Here is a 16,979-nt window from a genome sequence, read left to right as displayed (position 1 = left end):
AGGGCGCGAAGACGCTCAGACCGGCCGGGCGCAGGACACGGCCGTCGGCAGGAATCCCGTGCTTTGCGCCCAGTCCAGGCATCGGGACCACCAGGCGGGGGTGGGAGGGGTGAAGCGGACGCCGAGGCGTTCGAGGGCGGCGGTGGTGTAGGAGCAGTCGATCTCGACGTTGCGCCGCGCGGCATGGGACCACGCGGCCGTCAGCCGGGCTGTTTCGGGGTTCTCGCGTTCGGCGCGGGCCAGCGCCGCTGCGAAGGTCGGGCCGTCGGTCAGGGCGATCGGGTAGCCGTGATCGGTCATCCAGCGGACCAGGTCGTCGTGGGGGACCGAGTACGGGGTCTCCACGTGGTAGACGCCGGGGGCCGTATACGGGTGGGTGGCGAGCGCGGCGATACCGGCGGCCACGGTGTCGGCGTAGGAGAACGCGAAGGTCTCGGCGGGCCTGCTGGGCGCGGCGCCGGCCTGTACGTAGCCGCGGACCAGTTGGTAGACGCGGTTGTCGGCGATGTTGTGCTGGAAGGCACCTGTCCGGCTGTGCGCGGCGATGTGGCCGCTGCGGTGGATACAGCAGCGGCGGCCCGACGCCGCCCAGGCGCGGACGGTCTCCTCCGCGGCCAGCTTCACCCGCTCGTAGGGGGTGGTGAAGTTCTGGCCGATGCGGAGGTCGGCCTCACTGAACCGCCGGGGACCACCGCCGACGGTTCCCGCGACGGCGAGAGTGGAGAGGTGGTGCAGCGTCGCCGCGCGGGTCTCGGTGTCGATCCAGGCCAACAGGCGCCGGACCGCGGTGTGGTTGGTCCGCTCCAGTTCGGCCGGCGAGGCCACCAGCCGGACGTCCGCCGCCGCGTGGACGACGATGTCGGCCCGGCGGGCATGGGCCAGCCCGTGCGCGGACAGGCCGAGCCCTTCGCGGTTGATGTCGCCGGCGACGGTGTCGACGGCGCCGCGCGGAATGTCGAGCCTGGCCGCGGCGTCCATGTCGCGTTCCCCGCGCACCAGGCACGTGACGCGGGCGCCCCGGTTGACGAGGGCGGTGAGGAGGTGGCCGCCGACGTAACCGGTGGCGCCGGTCAACAGGACGTCCACCGGTTCACGCCCGACGCGCACCCGCCCGGGGGCGGGGTGGCGCCCGGTGTGCAGGATCTGCCCCGACGTCGTCAACGGCGCCCTGACCGGCGGGGGCGCGGCGGTCCGGGCGGCGGACGCCACGGCGCGGGAGAACCCGGACATCACGTCGAGCGCGCTGGCGTGCGCCGTCCGGGGCCACGCGTACACCAGGTCGGTGACCAGTCTGCCGTCCACCACACGGGCGGTCAGCCGGAGCCGGTACAGGGTGTCGCCGCTGCGGCAGCGCGCCGTCCCCGCCTGTTCGTCCGCCGGTGTCCAGGCCAGGGACGGTTCGTCGGGCAGCCGGAACGTGCCGAGGAAGTTGAACGCGGCCTCAGGGGATTGCCCCGCCGCGTCCATCGGCAGTTCGGGGGCCGCGCGCACCCGGTCCTCGGTCTCCCGCACACGGGCGGGGACGGGCACGTCCGATCCGTGGAGGCCGTCGAGGCGTACCCGCTTCACCGCGGTGAACCAGCCGACGGTGTCGAGGTGGGGCGAGCTGCCCGATGTGTCGCGGCCGTGGGTCTCCACCTCCACCTCCACCCAGGGCTGCTCGCTCCAGCGGCACGTGGCGTCGGCGAACGCCGACAGCAGTAGTGCTTCCAGGCCGTGCGCGCCGCCGTGCCCGCTGATCAGCCGTTGGGTCCCGCGCCGGTCCAGGGCCCAGGTCAGGGCGGCGGGTTCGACCGGTCCCACCGGGTCGTCCACCGGCAGCGGCGAAGCGGTGCGTGCGGGCGGCGCCGGCGCGGGGGGCAGCCCGGCGGCCCATTGGTAGAAGTCGGCGGTCAGGGGTAGGACGGGCTGTTCGCCCGACAGCGCCGTGCGGTAGGCGTGGGCCAGGTCCTCCAGGAGGATGCGCCAGGACAGGCCGTCGACCACCAGGTGGTGGGCGATCAGTGCCAGGCGGTCCTGCGTGAACGGGGCGCCCGAGAACAGGTGGACGCGGAGCAGCCGGCCGGAGGGCGGGTCGAGGCTGCGATGCAGTTCGGTGCAGGTCCTGGTGATCGTTTCGCAGATCGGTTCCGGCCCTGCCGCCTCGATCCGGGAGAACGACACGGCGTCCAGGCCGGGTGCCGGTCTGGCGGCTCCCGGGCCGTCCGGGCCGATCGGCCGGCGCAGGGCCGGGTGGCGTTCCAGGACGGCGGTGACGGCGGCCGACAGGGCCTTGGCCCGTACGCGGCGACCGCAGCGCAGCAGGACGGACTGGTTCCAGTGCCGGGGGTCGTCGATGCCGCGGCTCGACAGCCACCGCTGTGCCGGGGCGAGCCGGTCGTGCCGGGCGACGACGGGTGCCGCCACGGCCTGCCGGGGAGCGGTCGTGGCCGCTGCGGCTGCCGCCAGACGTGCGGGAGTCGGATTGCGGTAGAAGTCGTCGAAGCTCACCCGGTGCCCCTCGCGGCGCAGGTACGCGATGGTCCGCATGGCCAGCAGCGAGTCACCGCCCAGGTGCAGCACGTCCGCGTCCGGATCGACCGCGGGCAGGCCCAGCGCCTCCGCCCAGAGCTCGCCGATCGTCCTCGTCAGGCAGGTGTGCGACGGCTCCGCCGCGGCCCGTCCGCCGTCGGCGGGCCCGGCCGAGGCCCGCACGACCCGGTCCACCGCGGCCTCCAGGCGGGGCCGGTCGAGTTTCCCGTTGGCGTTGACCGGGAACTCCGCGAGGACGACGATCGGGGCGGGCACCGAGTACTCCGGCAGCCGGTCGCGCAGGTGGGCGCGGAGTACCTGCACGGTGGCGTCGGAGTCGTGCCCCTCCGCCGTGCGTACGGCGGCCAGCAGCGTGGTGCCGCCCGGAGCGTCCCGCGCCACGACCACTCCCTGGACCACTCCGGGGCACCCGCCGATGACACGTTCCACTCCGGCCGGGTCCACGCGAAAACCCCGCACCTTGACCTGCCGATCGGCCCGGCCGAGGAAGACGAGGTCGCCGTCCGGGCGGCGGCGGCACAGGTCACCGGTGCGGTAGACCCGGTCGCCGGCATGTCGGACGAAGCCACGGGCCGTCTCGGCCGGACAGTCGAAGTAACCGAGGCCGACCCCTGGGCCGCCGATGTACAGTTCGCCGTCCGAGCCGTCGGCGACCGGGTTCCCCTCGCCGTCCAGCAGGCGCGGACGGGCCGCGCCGATCGCCGTGCCGATCGGCACGCTCTCCTCGTCGCCGGGAAGGTCCTCCACCGACGAAGCAATGAAGCAGGTGGCGCCGATGGTCGTCTCGGTGGGGCCGTAATGGTTCACCAGCCGGCGGCCCACCCCCTTGGTGAGCAGCCGCTCGGCGAGCAGGCGCGGCAGGGGTTCGCCGCCCAGGATCACCGTGTCCAGAGCAGGGCTGGAATCGGGGCGCTCCTCCAACAGCGCGGCCATGTGCGACGGGGTGGTCTTCAGCATCGAGACGCGGGCGTCTCGCAGCGATGCCCACAACGCCTCGGCGTCCCTCCTGCAGTCCTCGGGAACGACGTGCACCGAGCCTGCGGTGACCAGGGCCAACAGCCAACAGGTGTGACCGAGGTCGGCCGCCAGGGTGGTGAGGTGGGCGATGCGCGGCGCGTCCGCCCCACCGAGCCCGAGCCGTTCGCGCACCCCCAGCGCGTAGTGCAGCGTGTTGGCGTGGGTGATGGCGACCGCCTTGGGCCTGCCCGTGGAGCCCGACGTGAAGGAGAGATAGGCCGTGTCGCCCGCGCCCGGCGTCTCGAAGCCCAGCGCTACGGGCGAGTCGTCGGGCGCGAGGGCGTCAACGTCCACGACCTCGGCGCGCAGCCCCGGGAGCTCGTGCGGCGGTTCCTCGGAGCACACGGCGTGGCGGGCTCCGACCGACCGGAGCCTGGAACCCAGGTCGGCGGCGCTCCACTGCGCGTCGGTCGCCACCACCGTGGCCCCCGCCCGCAGAACACCGTGCAGCAGGACGAGCAGGCGGGCGTCCCGTGGGCCGAGCAGGGCGACCCGGTCCCCGGCGCGTACGCCCTGGTCCCTGAGACGGGCGGCGACCTGGTCGGCCGACCGGGCGAGGGAGCGGTAGTCGTAGGCACGGTCGTGGTCGGTCAGGGCCGTCTGGTCCGGTCGGAGCCGAGCGGCCCGCGCCAGCGCCTGCGGAAGGGTTCTCGCCGGTTGGGTCACTCCCGCTCATCCCCCGTCAACCCCGACGATCCCCCGTCCGGCCCTTCGGCCGTATGGGGACCGGTCGGACCCTCGGGGTCGCCGGCGATCAGTACTTCCAGCCCGGGGCCGTTTGCCAGCCTGCCCGTCAGCTCCCAGGCCAGCATCCGGTGCAGGCCGTCGAGGTGGATGAGCCCCTCCCTGCACGGCAAACCCGCGTAGTCGATGTGGTTGACCGCCAGGGTGCTCAGGTGCACCGGTGTGATGGGTGCCTGACCGAGCACGCGCATCTTGGCCGTGCAGACCGGGTTGGCCTTCTCGATATCGGTGGAGAACGCCCGCACCCGGGCCGCCACCTGCCCGACCGTCAGGCCGGAGGGAGGAATCAGCTCGAACTCCCCTCCCTCGGCGGTGTGCCACGGAAGGACGACGGAGAGGACTTCCGGGCGGGAGAGCCGGACCCGCCACCAGACCCCCAGCAGCTTCTCGGCACGCCAGAGGTTCTCCTCCCCGGACTGGTTGGTGTTCCCCGCGTGGTCCCGTTCGGCCGGATGCTCGTTCAGGTAGTCGAGTCGAACGTCGGAGAAGGCGACGCGCTCCAGAATCTCCACGAGTGATGCTCCCCTCAGGCCGTCTGCGTGTACTCGGTGAAATGGCGCTCCGCGAAGAGCTCTGGCCATCGTCCACCATCAAGACCCAGCGACCGCGCCCGGGAGAGCATATGGCGCCAGTACGGTTTCGCGGGCCGCCACTGCGTTCCCGTCTGGCAGTAGGAGGCGTCAACGAAATAACGGAAGCGATCGCTGACCGGAGGCGCGGGTCAACGCGCATGGAAAAGCCCTGAATTGATCAGCACGGTCAACCCGGGGGGCAGGCGGTCGATGATTATCTCGTCCGGTAACTCGCTGGTACCCAAATGCGTCCGGGAATCCTTGGAGGCGCTCTCATGATGGGAGCCCGGCAGCACCACCAGGCTGTCCACCGTCTCGTCCAGGCCGCCCAGATAATGCAGAGCGTGCACCATCGTCAACGACGGGTCGGCGCTGGCGTTGGGCTCACGGTCGTGATGCCAGGGCTTGCCCCCGCGTCCCGCGTCGTGCCGATCGCTATGCAGGTGATGGAAGACGAACGACGAGCCGATGAGCTGCGCCAGCACGTCCATCAGTGGCGGATGGGTCAGCAGCGCGCCATGGGCGGGCAGTTCCAACTCCATCACCGGAGGTGCGCTCACCTGCACCGTGTCCGTGCAGCACGCTATGGAGCGGGCGCGCAGCCCGTCGTCCACCCAGCGGTCCACCTCCGGAACGAGCCGGTCGATCAGGGCTCGGGGCACCATTTCGGGGAGGACGAGATAGCCCGACCTCGTGAACTCCTCCCTCCGGGCGTCCACGGCCACCACTTCCCCGGGATCAGACCACATAATGCAACGCACCCTCCCAGCAGAGAAACCGTCGGGGTTTCATCGAATGGCTCCTGGAGTGCTTTCCCTGGAATTGGCATCTGCTGCCGACGGTTGGAATTCGCGAGCGGGGCGGGCCGCCGGAAAACCGCGAAGAGAATTCGGCCTTTGCGGAGAAAAGCCAGCCTTGCCCCCATGGTTCGATGTCCGCCCTGGCGCAGTTGAAGTTGTTTCGACTGCACCGTGAGATCATATTCACTGACCCGCATCCCGTCCAGAGGGAATTGGGAGATATCGAGAATGAGGGCGGTTATCCGGCCAGGATGGACGCGAGTGAAGAAAGTTCGAATTAATTAGTTCTGATTCGTCTGGGGCTGGAGGGGGCGTGGGATGTGGGAGTTCTCTTTCCGCTCCGGTCCGCGCGAAGCCCGAAGACCACGCAGCCATACGGTGCGCCGCCGTTCGTCCGGGCCTCCGACGAACACTTTGCGGTGCTCGGCTGCTTGCGGGCAGGCGTCGGGGGCGACCCCCTGAGGGGCCGCCCCCGACGCGCCCGTGCGAACGCCGATACGGTGCCGGGGCGTCCAGGCCCTCAGGGCCGGCATCCGATCAGGTCGGGAACCCTCCTCCCCGCACCCGGCGGGAGTCCCGGTGGGCGACGTCCGACTTCTCCGGTCTCTTCCGGGGGCGCAAAGGACTCAGCGGTCGGCGGTCCCCTCGCCATGGGCCCACTCGGACGCGTGGTCCTGGACGAACTCGGCGAAAGCGCGGGGCGGGCGGCCGGTCAGATCCAGTACCGCAGTGCTGACCCGGTCCTCGCGGCCCGCCCTGACGCCGTCCTCCACAGTGGCCAGGGCGGTGGCGAACTCGGCGGGCATACCTGCGGACCGGTAATGGGCCGCCTGCTCGTCGGTGCGGATCGGCGTCACCCGGACCGGATGGCCGGTGCGGGCAGTGATGATCGAGGCAGCCTCCGTGTAGCTCAGTGCCTTCGGCCCGGTGAGCAGGTGGTCGCGTTGATCGTCGGAGGCGGTTCCGGAGCCGGCCAGCAGCGCGAAGGCGGCGGCCGAGATGTCCCGCGCGTCGATCCAGCCCAGCCGGCCGTCCCCGGCGGCGGTGCGGATCTCGCCGTGCCGCCGTATCCGCTCGCCCAATGGGTGCGGGGCCAGGAAGTTCTGCATGAAGCCGGAGGCGCGCAGCACGACCCACCCGGGCCGGGCCCGCACCTGCGCGGCCATCTCCACCGCGCCGGGAGCGTTGGGCAATACGATGGCGGAACCGAGCAGTACCACCCGACGCACGCCGAGCCGTTGCGCCTCGGCCAGGAACGGCCCGACCAACGGCATCGGATCGACGGCGTTCACCGGAGGCACCAGGAAGACCCGGTCGACCCCCCGGAGCGCAGCCGGATGGGTGGCCGGGTCGGTCCAGTCGAACCGGACCGCGTCGCGGTCGTGAGCAGACGGCGTGCGACTGGCCACCCGGACCGGGACCCCACCGCCTCGCAGCAGGTCCACCAGTGCGCCCCCGGTCTTCCCCGTACCGCCGGTCACCAGTACACCGGTCATCGGGTGACCTCCGGACGAAGCGAGTCGAGCAGTTCGGGCAGCGTCCCGGCCGCAGCAGCGGCGGCCAGCGGGCTCCAGTAGTCCCGGTAGTGGGTGATCAGACCGTCCCGGGTGGTGACCACCGTCATGTAGTCCAGCCGGTAGGGCTCACCGGTGCGCACCGTGTGGCCGTGCGCCGTGAACTCCACCGCGACGGTCCCCGGCCGTTTCGTGTGGTGCACCGTCACCGCGGAGATCTCACGCACGTCCATCAGCTCCGGGTAGTCGGCCAGGTAGCCGCGGACCGCCTCCCGTCCGACCAGCCGCCGCGGTTGGCTCCCCGTGGCGAAGGGGAACTCGGCCGTGCCGTCCGGCGCCCACAGACGTGCGATGGCGTCCATGTCCTTGACCAGCAGCAGATCCAGCAATCGACGAAATACCTCTTCGGGTGTGCGTGGCACGGTGGCCCTCCGGTGTCGAACGGGTGTGACCACACCAGGCTGAGGGCGGGAGCACCGTCGAGGAACGGACGGCTTAGCCCCGGACCACCGGTCCGTGGCTGCGCCGGGGCCGCTGTGCCATCCTGGCCGGGTGAGCAGAGCCGAACTGGCAGATTTCCTGCGCCGCCGACGCGAAGCGCTGCGTCCGGACCGCATGCCGACCGCGGCGGTCCATCCTCCGGGCCGACGCGCGCGGCGTACCCCCGGACTGCGGCGCGAAGAGGTGGCCGCACTGGCCGGGGTGTCAACCAGCTACTACGAACGGCTCGAACAGGCACGCGCACCGCGTCCCTCGCCGCAGGTGCTGGGCTCGCTGGCCAATGCGCTGCGGCTCACCGCCGAGGAACGCGACTACCTGGTACGGCTGGCCGGGCAGGAGGTTTCGCGGGAGGTCGGAGCCGGTCGGCCACCGGTTCCCGCGGGTGCCCGCCGGTTGCTGGACAGGCTGGGGCCGATCCCCGCCTACCTGGCCGACGAGCGACTCGACGTCCTCGCCTGGAACAGCGCGGCGGTCGAACTGATCACCGACTTCGCGCTGCTGCCCGTCGAGGAACGCAACACCGTACGGTTGGCCATCCGGTTCAACGGCACGCTGTGCTCGTCGTCGGCCCCGGAGGACGACGGGTTCGCCCGGCAGACGGCCGCCCAACTGCGCGCGGCGAGCGTCCGCAGCCCGGCCGACCGGGTCCTCGGCGAGCTCGTCAACGCGTTCGCAGCGCACAGTACCGACTTCGCGACCCGGTGGCGCGACCATCACGTGCGCCCGGTGCCCGCCTTGCGCAAACGCTTGTGCCACCCGGAATTGGGCGACCTCGACCTGGACTGCCAGACCCTGCTGCTGCCCGGCACCTGCCTGAGCCTGGTGATGTACACCGCCGAGCCGGGCAGCGCGAGCGCCGCCGCGCTCGCCCGGCTCGCATCCCGCGGCGCCTGACCCCGGTCCACCGGGGGCCGGAGTGCGCCGTCCGGCGCGAAACGCAGTCAACCGCCCCCGACTACCGGGGGTGCCGTCCCGCGATGATCCAGAGGACGGGCCACGGTCACGGCCGCCGGCTTCCCCCCGACAGCACGCGGGCCACGGGCTCCCTCCCCTCAGGGGAGCGCCGTGGCCCGCGGGGCACCCGCCCAAGGGCTACTTCAGCAGCTGCCGGGCCATCACCAGGCGCTGGATCTGGTTGGTGCCCTCGTAGATCTGGGTGATCTTCGCGTCGCGCATCATCCGCTCGACCGGGTAGTCGCGGGTGTACCCGGCGCCCCCCAGGAGCTGGACCGCGTCGGTGGTGATCTCCATGGCCACGTCGGAGGCCAGGCACTTGGCGGCGGCGCCGAAGAAGGACAGGTCGGCGTCGCCGCGCTCGGACTTGGCGGCGGCCACGTAGACCATCTGGCGGGCCGACTCCAGTTTCATCGCCATGTCGGCGAGCATGAACTGCACGCCCTGGAACTCCGCGACGGCCTTGCCGAACTGCCGCCGCTCCTTGACGTAGCCCAGCGCGTAGTCCAGCGCCCCCTGGGCGATGCCGACGGCCTGGGCGCCGATGGTCACCCGGGTGTGGTCCAGGGTGCGCAGCGCGATGCGCAGCCCCTCGCCGACCTCGCCGACCAACCGGTCGCCGGGGATGCGCATGTTGTCGAACAGGAGCTCGCGGGTGGGGGAGCCCTTGATGCCGAGTTTGCGTTCGGGCTCGCCCAGGGAGAAGCCGGGGTCGTCGGCGTGCACGACGAACGCGCTGACGTTGCGCCCGCGCGCACCGTCGGGGTCGGTCACCGCCATCACCGTGTAGTACTGCGAGATCCCGGCGTTGGTGATCCAGGACTTCTGCCCCGACAGCACCCAGTCGTCGCCGTCGCGGACGGCGCGGGCGCGCATGCTCGCGGTGTCCGATCCGGCCTCGCGCTCGGACAGCCCGTAGGAGAACATCGCCTCGCCGGCGGCGAGCGGCGTGAGGTAGCGCTGCTTGACGTCCTCGGAGCCGGCCAGGATCAGCGGCATCGAGCCGAGCTTGTTCACGGCGGGGATGAGCGATGAGGAGGCGCAGACCCGCGCGACCTCCTCGATGACGATGCAGGTGGCCAGGGCGTCGGCGCCCGCGCCGCCGTAGGCCTCGCCCACGTGCGGGGCGTGGAAGTCGCTGGCGCGCAGTGCGTCGTAGGCGCGTTGCGGGAACTGCGCGGTCTCGTCGGTCTCGGCGGCGTGCGGGGCGATCTTGTCCTCGGCGACGGCGCGGACGGCCTCGCGGATCGCGTCGTGCTCGTCGTTGGGGCGGTACAGGTCGAAGTCGCTCATCCGGTCTCCTTGCATCGCGATGCGCCCAGTATGACACTGAGTATCAAGGATTGAAACTCAGTCTCAATATCGGCGTTGTGCCGCGCAGGCGGGACAATCGGCGGGGCGTCCCGACCGGTACGGGCGCGGAAAACGGGGGACGATGCAGCGGCACACGGACACGGCGGCCCGGCGCGGGCGCGACACCGCGCGGCCGGCGCACTCGCGGGGAGTGGTGGGCGCCGCGCTGCGGCTGTTCGCCGAGCACGGTTTCGAGGCCACCACCATGGACGACATCGCGGTAGCCGCGGGGGTCAGCCGCAGCACGCTGTTCCGCCGTTTCGGCTCCAAGGACGACGTCCTCTTCGCCGACCAGGATGAGCTGGTGGAGGAAATCGGCGCGCTCCTGACGGAATCGGGCGAGGAACCGGTGGCGGCCGTGTGCGCGGCGGCCCGGATGGTGCTGCGCGGCTACACCACCGATCCCGATGTCGCCCTGGCCCGCTACCAGCTGGTCCGCGCACATACGGGCCTGCGCGACCGCGAGATCGCGATGTCGGCGCGCTACCAGGCGCTGTTCACCCAGCACCTGTCGCGCGGCCACACCGACGCCCGCACCCTGCTGGCCGCGGAGGTGCTGGCAGCCGCGGTGATCGCCGCGCACAACCATGTGCTGCGCGGGTGGCTGCGCACGCCGGGGGAGACGGGGGCCGCTGTCGCGCAGAGGTTGGAGGAGGCGCTGTCCTTCGTGACGGAGGAACTGGCCGGTTCGCTGCGCGCCGCCGCCTCGGGGCGGTCGCGGCCCTCCGGGCCGGAGGGGGCGGTGCTGGTCGCCGTCTATCCCGCGGGAGCCTCCGGGGGAGAGGTCCTGGCCAAGGTCCGCGCGGCCCTGGAGGCCGGCGGCCCCCAGCAACTCCAGTAGGCAGAAGGACCTCCGCGGTTCTCGAAACGGGATTAAAACGGACTTATCGCAAATCTTTCGAGACGTGGAATTGCGATTCGGGCACCTTTTTCGCTGCTTCGACCGAAGAATCCCTGGTCACAGAAGTGGGTTACCGGGGGGTAGTTGAAAACCGCCTGGTCCCTGCCGTTGCGGGAATATCATGCGGGCAACCGCTTTGCGCGGGTATCGTCCCCGGACATTGAGAGGCCCGATCGCCATGGGTAACGACTCCTGGATGAAAACGCAGGCTCCGGACCCCACGAAGCTCCCGCCCGAGGTCAACAGGGAGGTCCCCAGCATCGCGCGGGTGTGCGACTACTTCATGGGCGGCAAGGACAACTTCCCGGCCGACCGTGCCGCAGCCTCCGCCGTCGAGCAGGTCTTCCCCCAGGGCAAGCAGCTGGGCAAGGAGAGCCGGTTCATGCTCCAGCGCGCCACCCGGTTCCTGGTGCAGAACGGGATCAAGCAGTTCCTCGACATCGGCTCGGGCCTGCCGACGGCCGGAAACGTCCACGAGATCGCGCACGAGACCGACCCGGAGGTGCGGGTCGTCTACGTCAACAACGACCCCATCGTGCTCGCCCACGCCCGCGCGCTGCTGGCCGACAACCAGACCACCACCGTCATCCAGGCCGACCTGCGCCACCCCGACGGCATCTTCGAGCACCCCGACACCCTGCGCCTGTTGGACTTCGACCAGCCGGTCGCGGTGTTCATGGCCTCGATCCTGCACCACCTCGACGACGAGGACGACCCCTGGGCGATCGCCGCCCAGATCCGCGACCGCCTCCCCAGCGGCAGCTACGTGATGATCACGCACTTCTACGACTCCGGTGACGAACGCGCCCGCGACGTCGAGGCGGCGCTGGTCAAGGGGGGCCTGGGCAGCGGCTGGTTCCGCACCGCCGACCAGATCGCCCGTTTCTTCGACGGGATGGAGCTCCTGGAGCCGGGCGTGGCGGCGGCCAACGACTGGCGTCCCGACGACCACACCCCCCGTGGCAGCGACACCCACCACCTGCTCGCCGGGGCCCTGGGCCGCACGACCTGACCCGCTTCCCCTCCCGCCCCCGGTGCCGGCAAGAAAGCGGGAAGCGCGTCGGAGAAGGACGCGCTTCCCGCGACGGGGCGCTCGCCCCGTGCGGTCAGGCCGCGCGGAGGGGCGGCGCCAGCATCGACTCGGTCGCCGCGCGGACCTGCGGCGTGGCCAGGCCGCGCACCGTGACCGTGGTGCGCCGGCGCAGCACGTCGTCGGCGGTGGCCGCCCACTCGCGGTCGCGGGCGTAGGCCACCTGGGCCCAGATGTCGGGACCGTCGGGGTGGATGCGCTCGCCCAGCGCCGGGTCCTCGCGCACGAGCGCGGCCAGGTCCAACGCCAGGCTCCCGTAGTGGGAGGCCAGGTGCCGCGCGACGAGCACGTCCATCCGCTCGCCGGGGGCGTCCTCGGCCAGCAGCCGGTGCACCACGGCGTCGGGGCGGGCCACCCCCGGCAGCGGCACGGTCCGCAGCGGTGCCGCCATGTCCTCGGCAAGGGGGACCGAGCTCAGCCGGCGCAGCCGCTCGATCACGCTGCGCCCGATGTGCCGGTAGGTCGTCCACTTGCCGCCGGCCACCGAGAGCATGCCGCCGCGCCCCTCGGTCACCACCGTCTCGCGCTTGGCCGCGCTGGTGCCGCCGGCGCCGCCGGGCAGCACCCGCAGCCCGGCGAAGGAGTAGACGATTGACGCGGGGTCCAGCAGCGCCGGCTCCACGCCGACCCCCGCCTCGCCCAGGATCTGGTCGATGTCGCTCTGCACCACGCCCACCTCGGCGGGGTCGCCGGTGTATTCCTCGTCGGTGGTGCCCAGCAGGAGGTGGTCCTCCCAGGGAATGGCGAAGGACACGCGGTACTTGTCCACCGGGATGGTCAGCGCGGCGCGCCAGGGCCGCGGCGTCTTCACGACCAGGTGTGCGCCCTTGGACAGCCGCACGCTGGGCGCGGCGTCGGGGTTCTCCATCCGGCGGAGGTGGTCCACCCAGGGGCCGGTCGCGTTGAGCACCAGGCGTGCGTCCACCCCGAACTCGCTGCCGTCGAGCCGGTCGCGCAGGTCGGCGCCGCCGACCCGGCCGCGGGTGGTGCGCAGCCCGACGACCTCGGAGTGGTTGAGCACGACCGCGCCCGCCTCCACGGCCGCGCGTACCGTCATCACCGCGACGCGGCTGTCGTTCATCTGGTGGTCGTGGTAGGCGGCCACCGAGCGCAGTCCGTCGGTGCGCAGGCCGGGCACCATGCGGCGTGCCTGCAGGGGCGACATCACCCGCCCGACGCCGTCGCCGAACGCCGAGAGCGCGGAGTACAGGAACACGCCCGCGCCCAGCTTGGCCGCGCCGTGCGGGCCGCCCTTGTATACCGGTACCAGGAACGGCATCGGGTTGACCAGGTGCGGCGCCACGTCACCGGCCAGGGAGCGGCGCTCGCGGTGGTTCTCCGCGACCAGCCCGATGTTGCCGGTCTGCAGGTAGCGCAGGCCGCCGTGCACCAGTTTGGAGGAGGCGCTGGAGGTCGCGCCGGCGAAGTCCCCGGCGTCCACCATCGCCACGCGCAGCCCGGTCTGGGCGGCCATCCAGGTCACCGCGGTGCCGAGGATGCCTCCACCGATGACCAGGAGGTCGAAGGTGCCGCGGGACAGTTCCGAGCGGGCCTGCACCCGGGCGTCGCCGCTGGAGTGGGATGTGGTGATCATGGGACCCCTCACAGGTTCGTCGAGCCGCTCGGTCGGGGACTTAGGACGCGCTCGTCGGACCGTCCAGTCACCTTATGTCGGCCATCGTGCGACAATGTCGAACACTTTCTGCGAATAATGCCTTCCGGGTTCCGACGTGTCAACCTGTCGGACCGGTCGCGCCGGCGTACCGGCCCACCCGGGTCGTGCCAGGCCGCGCGGGCCGCCCGCACCCCACGATCGGGCCGCGGAGCGGACCGTGTCCCACGCGGGCTCCGCCCGACGGCCCCCGCGGTGTCCACCGGCGCCGCCGACACCGACCCCTACCCGCTCCCCGCCCGGTGCACGCGCCCTGATCGAAGGTCCTCGCCCCACGGGCGCCTGGTGGTCGGGGCACCCGGCGCCGCTCCGATGCCCGCCGTCCTTTGTCGCCCCGTAAGGATGCGCGCCGCGCAACGGCCTCCAGTGGGTCGGTCGCGGCGACCGGCCCCGGGGCCTCGCCCCCCTGGAAACCGCTCGGGCGCGGGTCCGACACCGCCCGTCCGGGAGCACGATTGCCGTGGTGGTCCCGTCGGCGCCGCACCGCAATCGCTTTTCCACGCTTTGCGTTCGACATTGTCGAATCCGAGTCGAACCGAGTCGAACCCGAACGGCGCCGGTCGGCCCATCCGGGCCCGGTCGTGCGGGCGGGGAGGACGCGCTCGTGCGGAAAGCGCGCCCGCCCCGGCGGTCACGGGGTCAGGACCAGTGTCCTCTCGGCAGCGGCGCGCACCGCCCCGGTCGAGGCGCGCATCGGGAAGGTCTCGCCCCGCGCCCACGGCTCCAGCTGGTCGGCGTAGTGGGGGTGGAAGGCGTGTCCGGAGGCGCCGGTCAGGTTGATCCAACGGGAGGCGTCCAGGTCGCCCAGGTCCACCACCATCCGCATCGAGGGCACGGTGGTGATCGCGTACCCCTCGGTCGAGGCGTTCCATCCGGTTGCGTTGACGGTGCTGGAACCGCCCCCCGACTCCACCGGCCCCCGGTTGAACAGCCACTCCACCGCGGCGATACCGGAGGTGCCCAGCGAGGCGTTGGTGGCGGTCAGCGTGTGCAGGTCGCCCCAGCGCCAGTCCGCGGGGTCGTCGCCGAGGAGGTCGGTGAGCTCGTCGGTCGCCCGCTCCAGCGCCATGGCCAGCGCGTCGTCGCGGTTGTCGGCGACGGACCCCTTCCACCAGGGAGACTCCGGCGCCTCCACCAGGGCGCCCAGCAGCAGCCAGGAGCGCGAGGCGTTGGAGGGCGGACCCAGGTCGCCCAGTTCGTCGAAGACCAGCGGCAGCAGGTGCTTGTAGGTCGCGTTGTACACGGCCGCCGCCGCGGAGTCCACGTCCTGCTGGTAGTCCCAGTCCGCCAACAGGTCGCGTGCTCGGGCCGCGGGACCCGACACCTCGGCCGCCAGAAGGTGCGGCACCACCGCGCGCGCCCCGGAGTTCTCGTTGTCCATGTGGATCCGCGACATGTCGGCCACGGTGATCCCGCCCTCCCCGACCGCCTCGGCCAGGAGGGTCGTGATGCGCTGGGAGCGGTAGCCGTAGTCCCAGTCGCGGGTCAGCAGGTTCGGGTAGTCCGTGCCGATCACCGCCTGGTTGGCCGCCACGATCACCCCCGACTCCGGATCGCGCACGCTGGGCAGCTCCTCGAAGGGGACGAACCCCTCCCAGTCGTAGTCGGAGTCCCACCCGGGTGCGGGCCAGCGCCCGTCGCCCTTGCCGCGAACCGGGATCAGCCCCGGCGCCTGGTAACCGATGCCGCCGTCGGTGTCGGCGTAGACCAGGTTCTGTGCCGGGACCTCGAAGAAGGAGGCCGCCGTGCGGAACTCCTCGAAGTCGCGGGCCCGGTTGAGCAGGAAGATCGCGTCGGCGGTGCGGCCCGGTCGCAGCGCCGTCCAGCTCATCGCCACCCCGTATCCGCCCGGTCGGGCGGTCCCGGCCGGTTCGCCCTCGGCATCCACCGGGGCGTCCTCGCCCAGGGCGCGCAACTGCGCACCCAATTCCGGGTCCGACATCAGCGGCCCGTGCCGGGAGGAGCGCACCGTGATCTCCACGTCGTCGCCGCCGGCCACCGCGATGGTCTCCGCCCGGGTCTCCAACGGTTCGGCGGCGCCGTCCACGATGGCAAAATCACCCTCGATCTTCTCCAGATAGAGGTCGGTGACGTCGGGGCCGAGGTTGGTGAACCCCCACGCGATCTGCTGGTTGAAGCCGATCACCACCCCGGGCAGGCCGGGGAAGGTGAATCCGGTGACGTCGAAGGGGCACTCCTCGCCCACCGTCGTGCAGTGCAGGCCCATCTGCGCCCACACCGAGGGCATCGCCGCACCCAGGTGGGGGTCGTTGGCCAGCAGCGGTCTGCCCGACGCGGTGTGGTCGCCCGAGACCACCCAGGAGTTGGAGCCGAGGTCGGGGGAGTCGTCGGGGCCCAGTAGCTCGGGCAGGCCGGAGAGGCCCTCGCCCAGTTCGCGCAGGACCCGGGCCGCCTCCGCGGCATCGTAGGGAGGGTTGGCCGCGTCGCCCTCGTCGGTTCCGCCGCCCGTGGTGAACACGCCGTCCTCGACCGTGCCTTCTGCCAGGATCGGGGCGTGCTCGGCCTCGGGGTAATCGGGGTAGAGCTCCTCGACCTGCTCGCGGGTGAGACCGCCGGCCAGCAGCGAGGCACGGTCGATCTCCGCGTCCATGTTGCCGGCCAGGTCCCAGGCCATCGCCTTGAGCCAGGCCAGGCTGTCGGCCGGGGTCCACGGCTCGATCGCGTAGTCGCCGTTGGTCAGGCCCAGCACCGCGTACTCCAGGCTCACCGCCGGTGCCGCGCGCCCGTCGAGGTAGCCGTTGACCCCCTCGGTGTAGGCGTCCAGGTACTCCCGGGTATCCGCGCCCAGCAGCGCGTACTCCTGCTCGGCCACCCGCCGCCAGCCCATGGTGCGCAGGTAGACGTCGGTCGCGACCTGGTCGGCACCGAACAGCTCCGCGGTGCGCCCCGCGGTCACGTGCCGGTTGAAGTCCATCGCCCAGAAGCGGTCCTGGGCGTGCACGTAGCCCTGGGCGAGGAACAGGTCCCGGGAGGTGTCGGCATAGATGTGCGGGATGCCGCCGGCGTCACGATGCACCGTCGCAGGCGCACTCAGCCCGGGCACCGACAGTTCGCCGTCGGTGTCGGGGAAGGAACGCTGCACGGTCCACACGGCCAGACCGGCGGTGACGAGCAGGAGGGCCGCCAGGCCCGCGAGGACGCCCAGCGTCCAGCGCCTGAGACGGGATTGAGCACGAGACATGGGATGACTGTAGGGCCCGCTCGGCGCCGGGGCCCGTGTTCCGCGTCTCACTTTCACAACTCCGGCTTATGGGGTGCATCGGTCGGCCGCAGGGAAAAGGTCCGCCCGTCGTCGCGGTGCACCGGCT

General features: G+C 71.8%; 11 protein-coding genes. 3 read left to right on the top strand and 8 right to left on the bottom strand.

The features are described 5' to 3' along the window. Window positions 1-15: 15 nt before the first annotated feature. The 5 genes from AC0VYP_RS13815 to AC0VYP_RS13795 all read right to left on the bottom strand — a co-directional run bounded on the left by AC0VYP_RS13815 (window position 16) and on the right by AC0VYP_RS13795 (window position 7,601). Window positions 16-4,215: an amino acid adenylation domain-containing protein gene (locus tag AC0VYP_RS13815; RefSeq protein ID WP_475470017.1), complete on the bottom strand. Its 4,200-nt coding sequence runs from the start codon at window positions 4,213-4,215 to the stop codon at window positions 16-18. After that, a complete protein-coding gene (locus AC0VYP_RS13810) occupies window positions 4,212-4,805 on the bottom strand; it encodes a DUF6309 family protein (RefSeq protein ID WP_475470016.1) in 594 nt (197 codons plus the stop codon). Before AC0VYP_RS13810 ends, AC0VYP_RS13815 begins: the two co-directional genes overlap by 4 nt. A 209-nt stretch (window positions 4,806-5,014) precedes the next feature. Further along, window positions 5,015-5,614: a phytanoyl-CoA dioxygenase family protein gene (locus AC0VYP_RS13805; RefSeq protein ID WP_475470014.1), complete on the bottom strand. Its 600-nt coding sequence runs from the start codon at window positions 5,612-5,614 to the stop codon at window positions 5,015-5,017. A gap of 677 nt (window positions 5,615-6,291) precedes the next feature. Then, window positions 6,292-7,161: an NAD(P)H-binding protein gene (locus AC0VYP_RS13800; RefSeq protein ID WP_475470012.1), complete on the bottom strand. Its 870-nt coding sequence runs from the start codon at window positions 7,159-7,161 to the stop codon at window positions 6,292-6,294. Continuing rightward, on the bottom strand, window positions 7,158-7,601 hold the full coding sequence (locus AC0VYP_RS13795) for a nuclear transport factor 2 family protein (protein ID WP_285760099.1): 444 nt from the start codon (window positions 7,599-7,601) through the stop codon (window positions 7,158-7,160). The genes AC0VYP_RS13800 and AC0VYP_RS13795 overlap by 4 nt, the downstream gene beginning before the upstream one ends. Window positions 7,602-7,695: 94 nt before the next feature. Here AC0VYP_RS13795 and AC0VYP_RS13790 point away from each other — a divergent pair, with 94 nt between their 5' ends. Continuing rightward, complete coding sequence (locus AC0VYP_RS13790) at window positions 7,696-8,574, top strand: helix-turn-helix transcriptional regulator (protein ID WP_475470009.1); 879 nt, start codon at window positions 7,696-7,698, stop codon at window positions 8,572-8,574. Window positions 8,575-8,772: 198 nt separating this feature from the next. Here the strand turns inward: AC0VYP_RS13790 and AC0VYP_RS13785 are convergent, their stop codons facing one another. Further along, a complete protein-coding gene (locus AC0VYP_RS13785) occupies window positions 8,773-9,927 on the bottom strand; it encodes an acyl-CoA dehydrogenase family protein (protein WP_285760097.1) in 1,155 nt (384 codons plus the stop codon). 142 nt (window positions 9,928-10,069) lie between these two features. Here AC0VYP_RS13785 and AC0VYP_RS13780 point away from each other — a divergent pair, with 142 nt between their 5' ends. After that, window positions 10,070-10,828, top strand: a complete 759-nt coding sequence (locus AC0VYP_RS13780; RefSeq protein WP_285760096.1) for a TetR/AcrR family transcriptional regulator — start codon at window positions 10,070-10,072, stop codon at window positions 10,826-10,828. 256 nt (window positions 10,829-11,084) lie between these two features. Next, the gene (locus tag AC0VYP_RS13775; RefSeq protein WP_475470006.1) at window positions 11,085-11,900 is read left to right on the top strand and encodes an SAM-dependent methyltransferase; all 816 of its coding nucleotides are present in this window, start codon (window positions 11,085-11,087) and stop codon (window positions 11,898-11,900) included. Between the two features lie 94 nt (window positions 11,901-11,994). On the opposite strand, the gene AC0VYP_RS13770 is transcribed toward AC0VYP_RS13775, so the two are convergent. Further along, entirely contained in the window at window positions 11,995-13,572 is a 1,578-nt protein-coding gene (locus AC0VYP_RS13770) for a glycerol-3-phosphate dehydrogenase/oxidase (protein ID WP_285760094.1), read from the bottom strand. A 709-nt stretch (window positions 13,573-14,281) separates the two neighbouring features. Then, on the bottom strand, window positions 14,282-16,852 hold the full coding sequence (locus AC0VYP_RS13765; protein ID WP_475470004.1) for a penicillin acylase family protein: 2,571 nt from the start codon (window positions 16,850-16,852) through the stop codon (window positions 14,282-14,284). Window positions 16,853-16,979 lie beyond the last annotated feature (127 nt).

The sequence above is a fragment of the Nocardiopsis sp. iso_186 genome, assembly GCF_056173365.1.
The sequence above is the reverse complement of the archived record's forward strand: the minus strand, read 5'-3'. Positions and strand labels throughout refer to the sequence as shown.

Excerpts from the sequence above, each read along its gene's own strand:
- AC0VYP_RS13765 (WP_475470004.1), bottom strand. The coding sequence starts at position 16,852 with ATGTCTCGTGCTCAATCCCGTCTCAGGCGCTGGACGCTGGGCGTCCTC.
- AC0VYP_RS13775 (WP_475470006.1), top strand. The coding sequence starts at position 11,085 with ATGAAAACGCAGGCTCCGGACCCCACGAAGCTCCCGCCCGAGGTCAAC.
- AC0VYP_RS13800 (WP_475470012.1), bottom strand. The coding sequence starts at position 7,161 with ATGACCGGTGTACTGGTGACCGGCGGTACGGGGAAGACCGGGGGCGCA.
- AC0VYP_RS13770 (WP_285760094.1), bottom strand. The coding sequence starts at position 13,572 with ATGATCACCACATCCCACTCCAGCGGCGACGCCCGGGTGCAGGCCCGC.
- AC0VYP_RS13805 (WP_475470014.1), bottom strand. The coding sequence starts at position 5,614 with ATGTGGTCTGATCCCGGGGAAGTGGTGGCCGTGGACGCCCGGAGGGAG.
- AC0VYP_RS13785 (WP_285760097.1), bottom strand. The coding sequence starts at position 9,927 with ATGAGCGACTTCGACCTGTACCGCCCCAACGACGAGCACGACGCGATC.
- AC0VYP_RS13780 (WP_285760096.1), top strand. The coding sequence starts at position 10,070 with ATGCAGCGGCACACGGACACGGCGGCCCGGCGCGGGCGCGACACCGCG.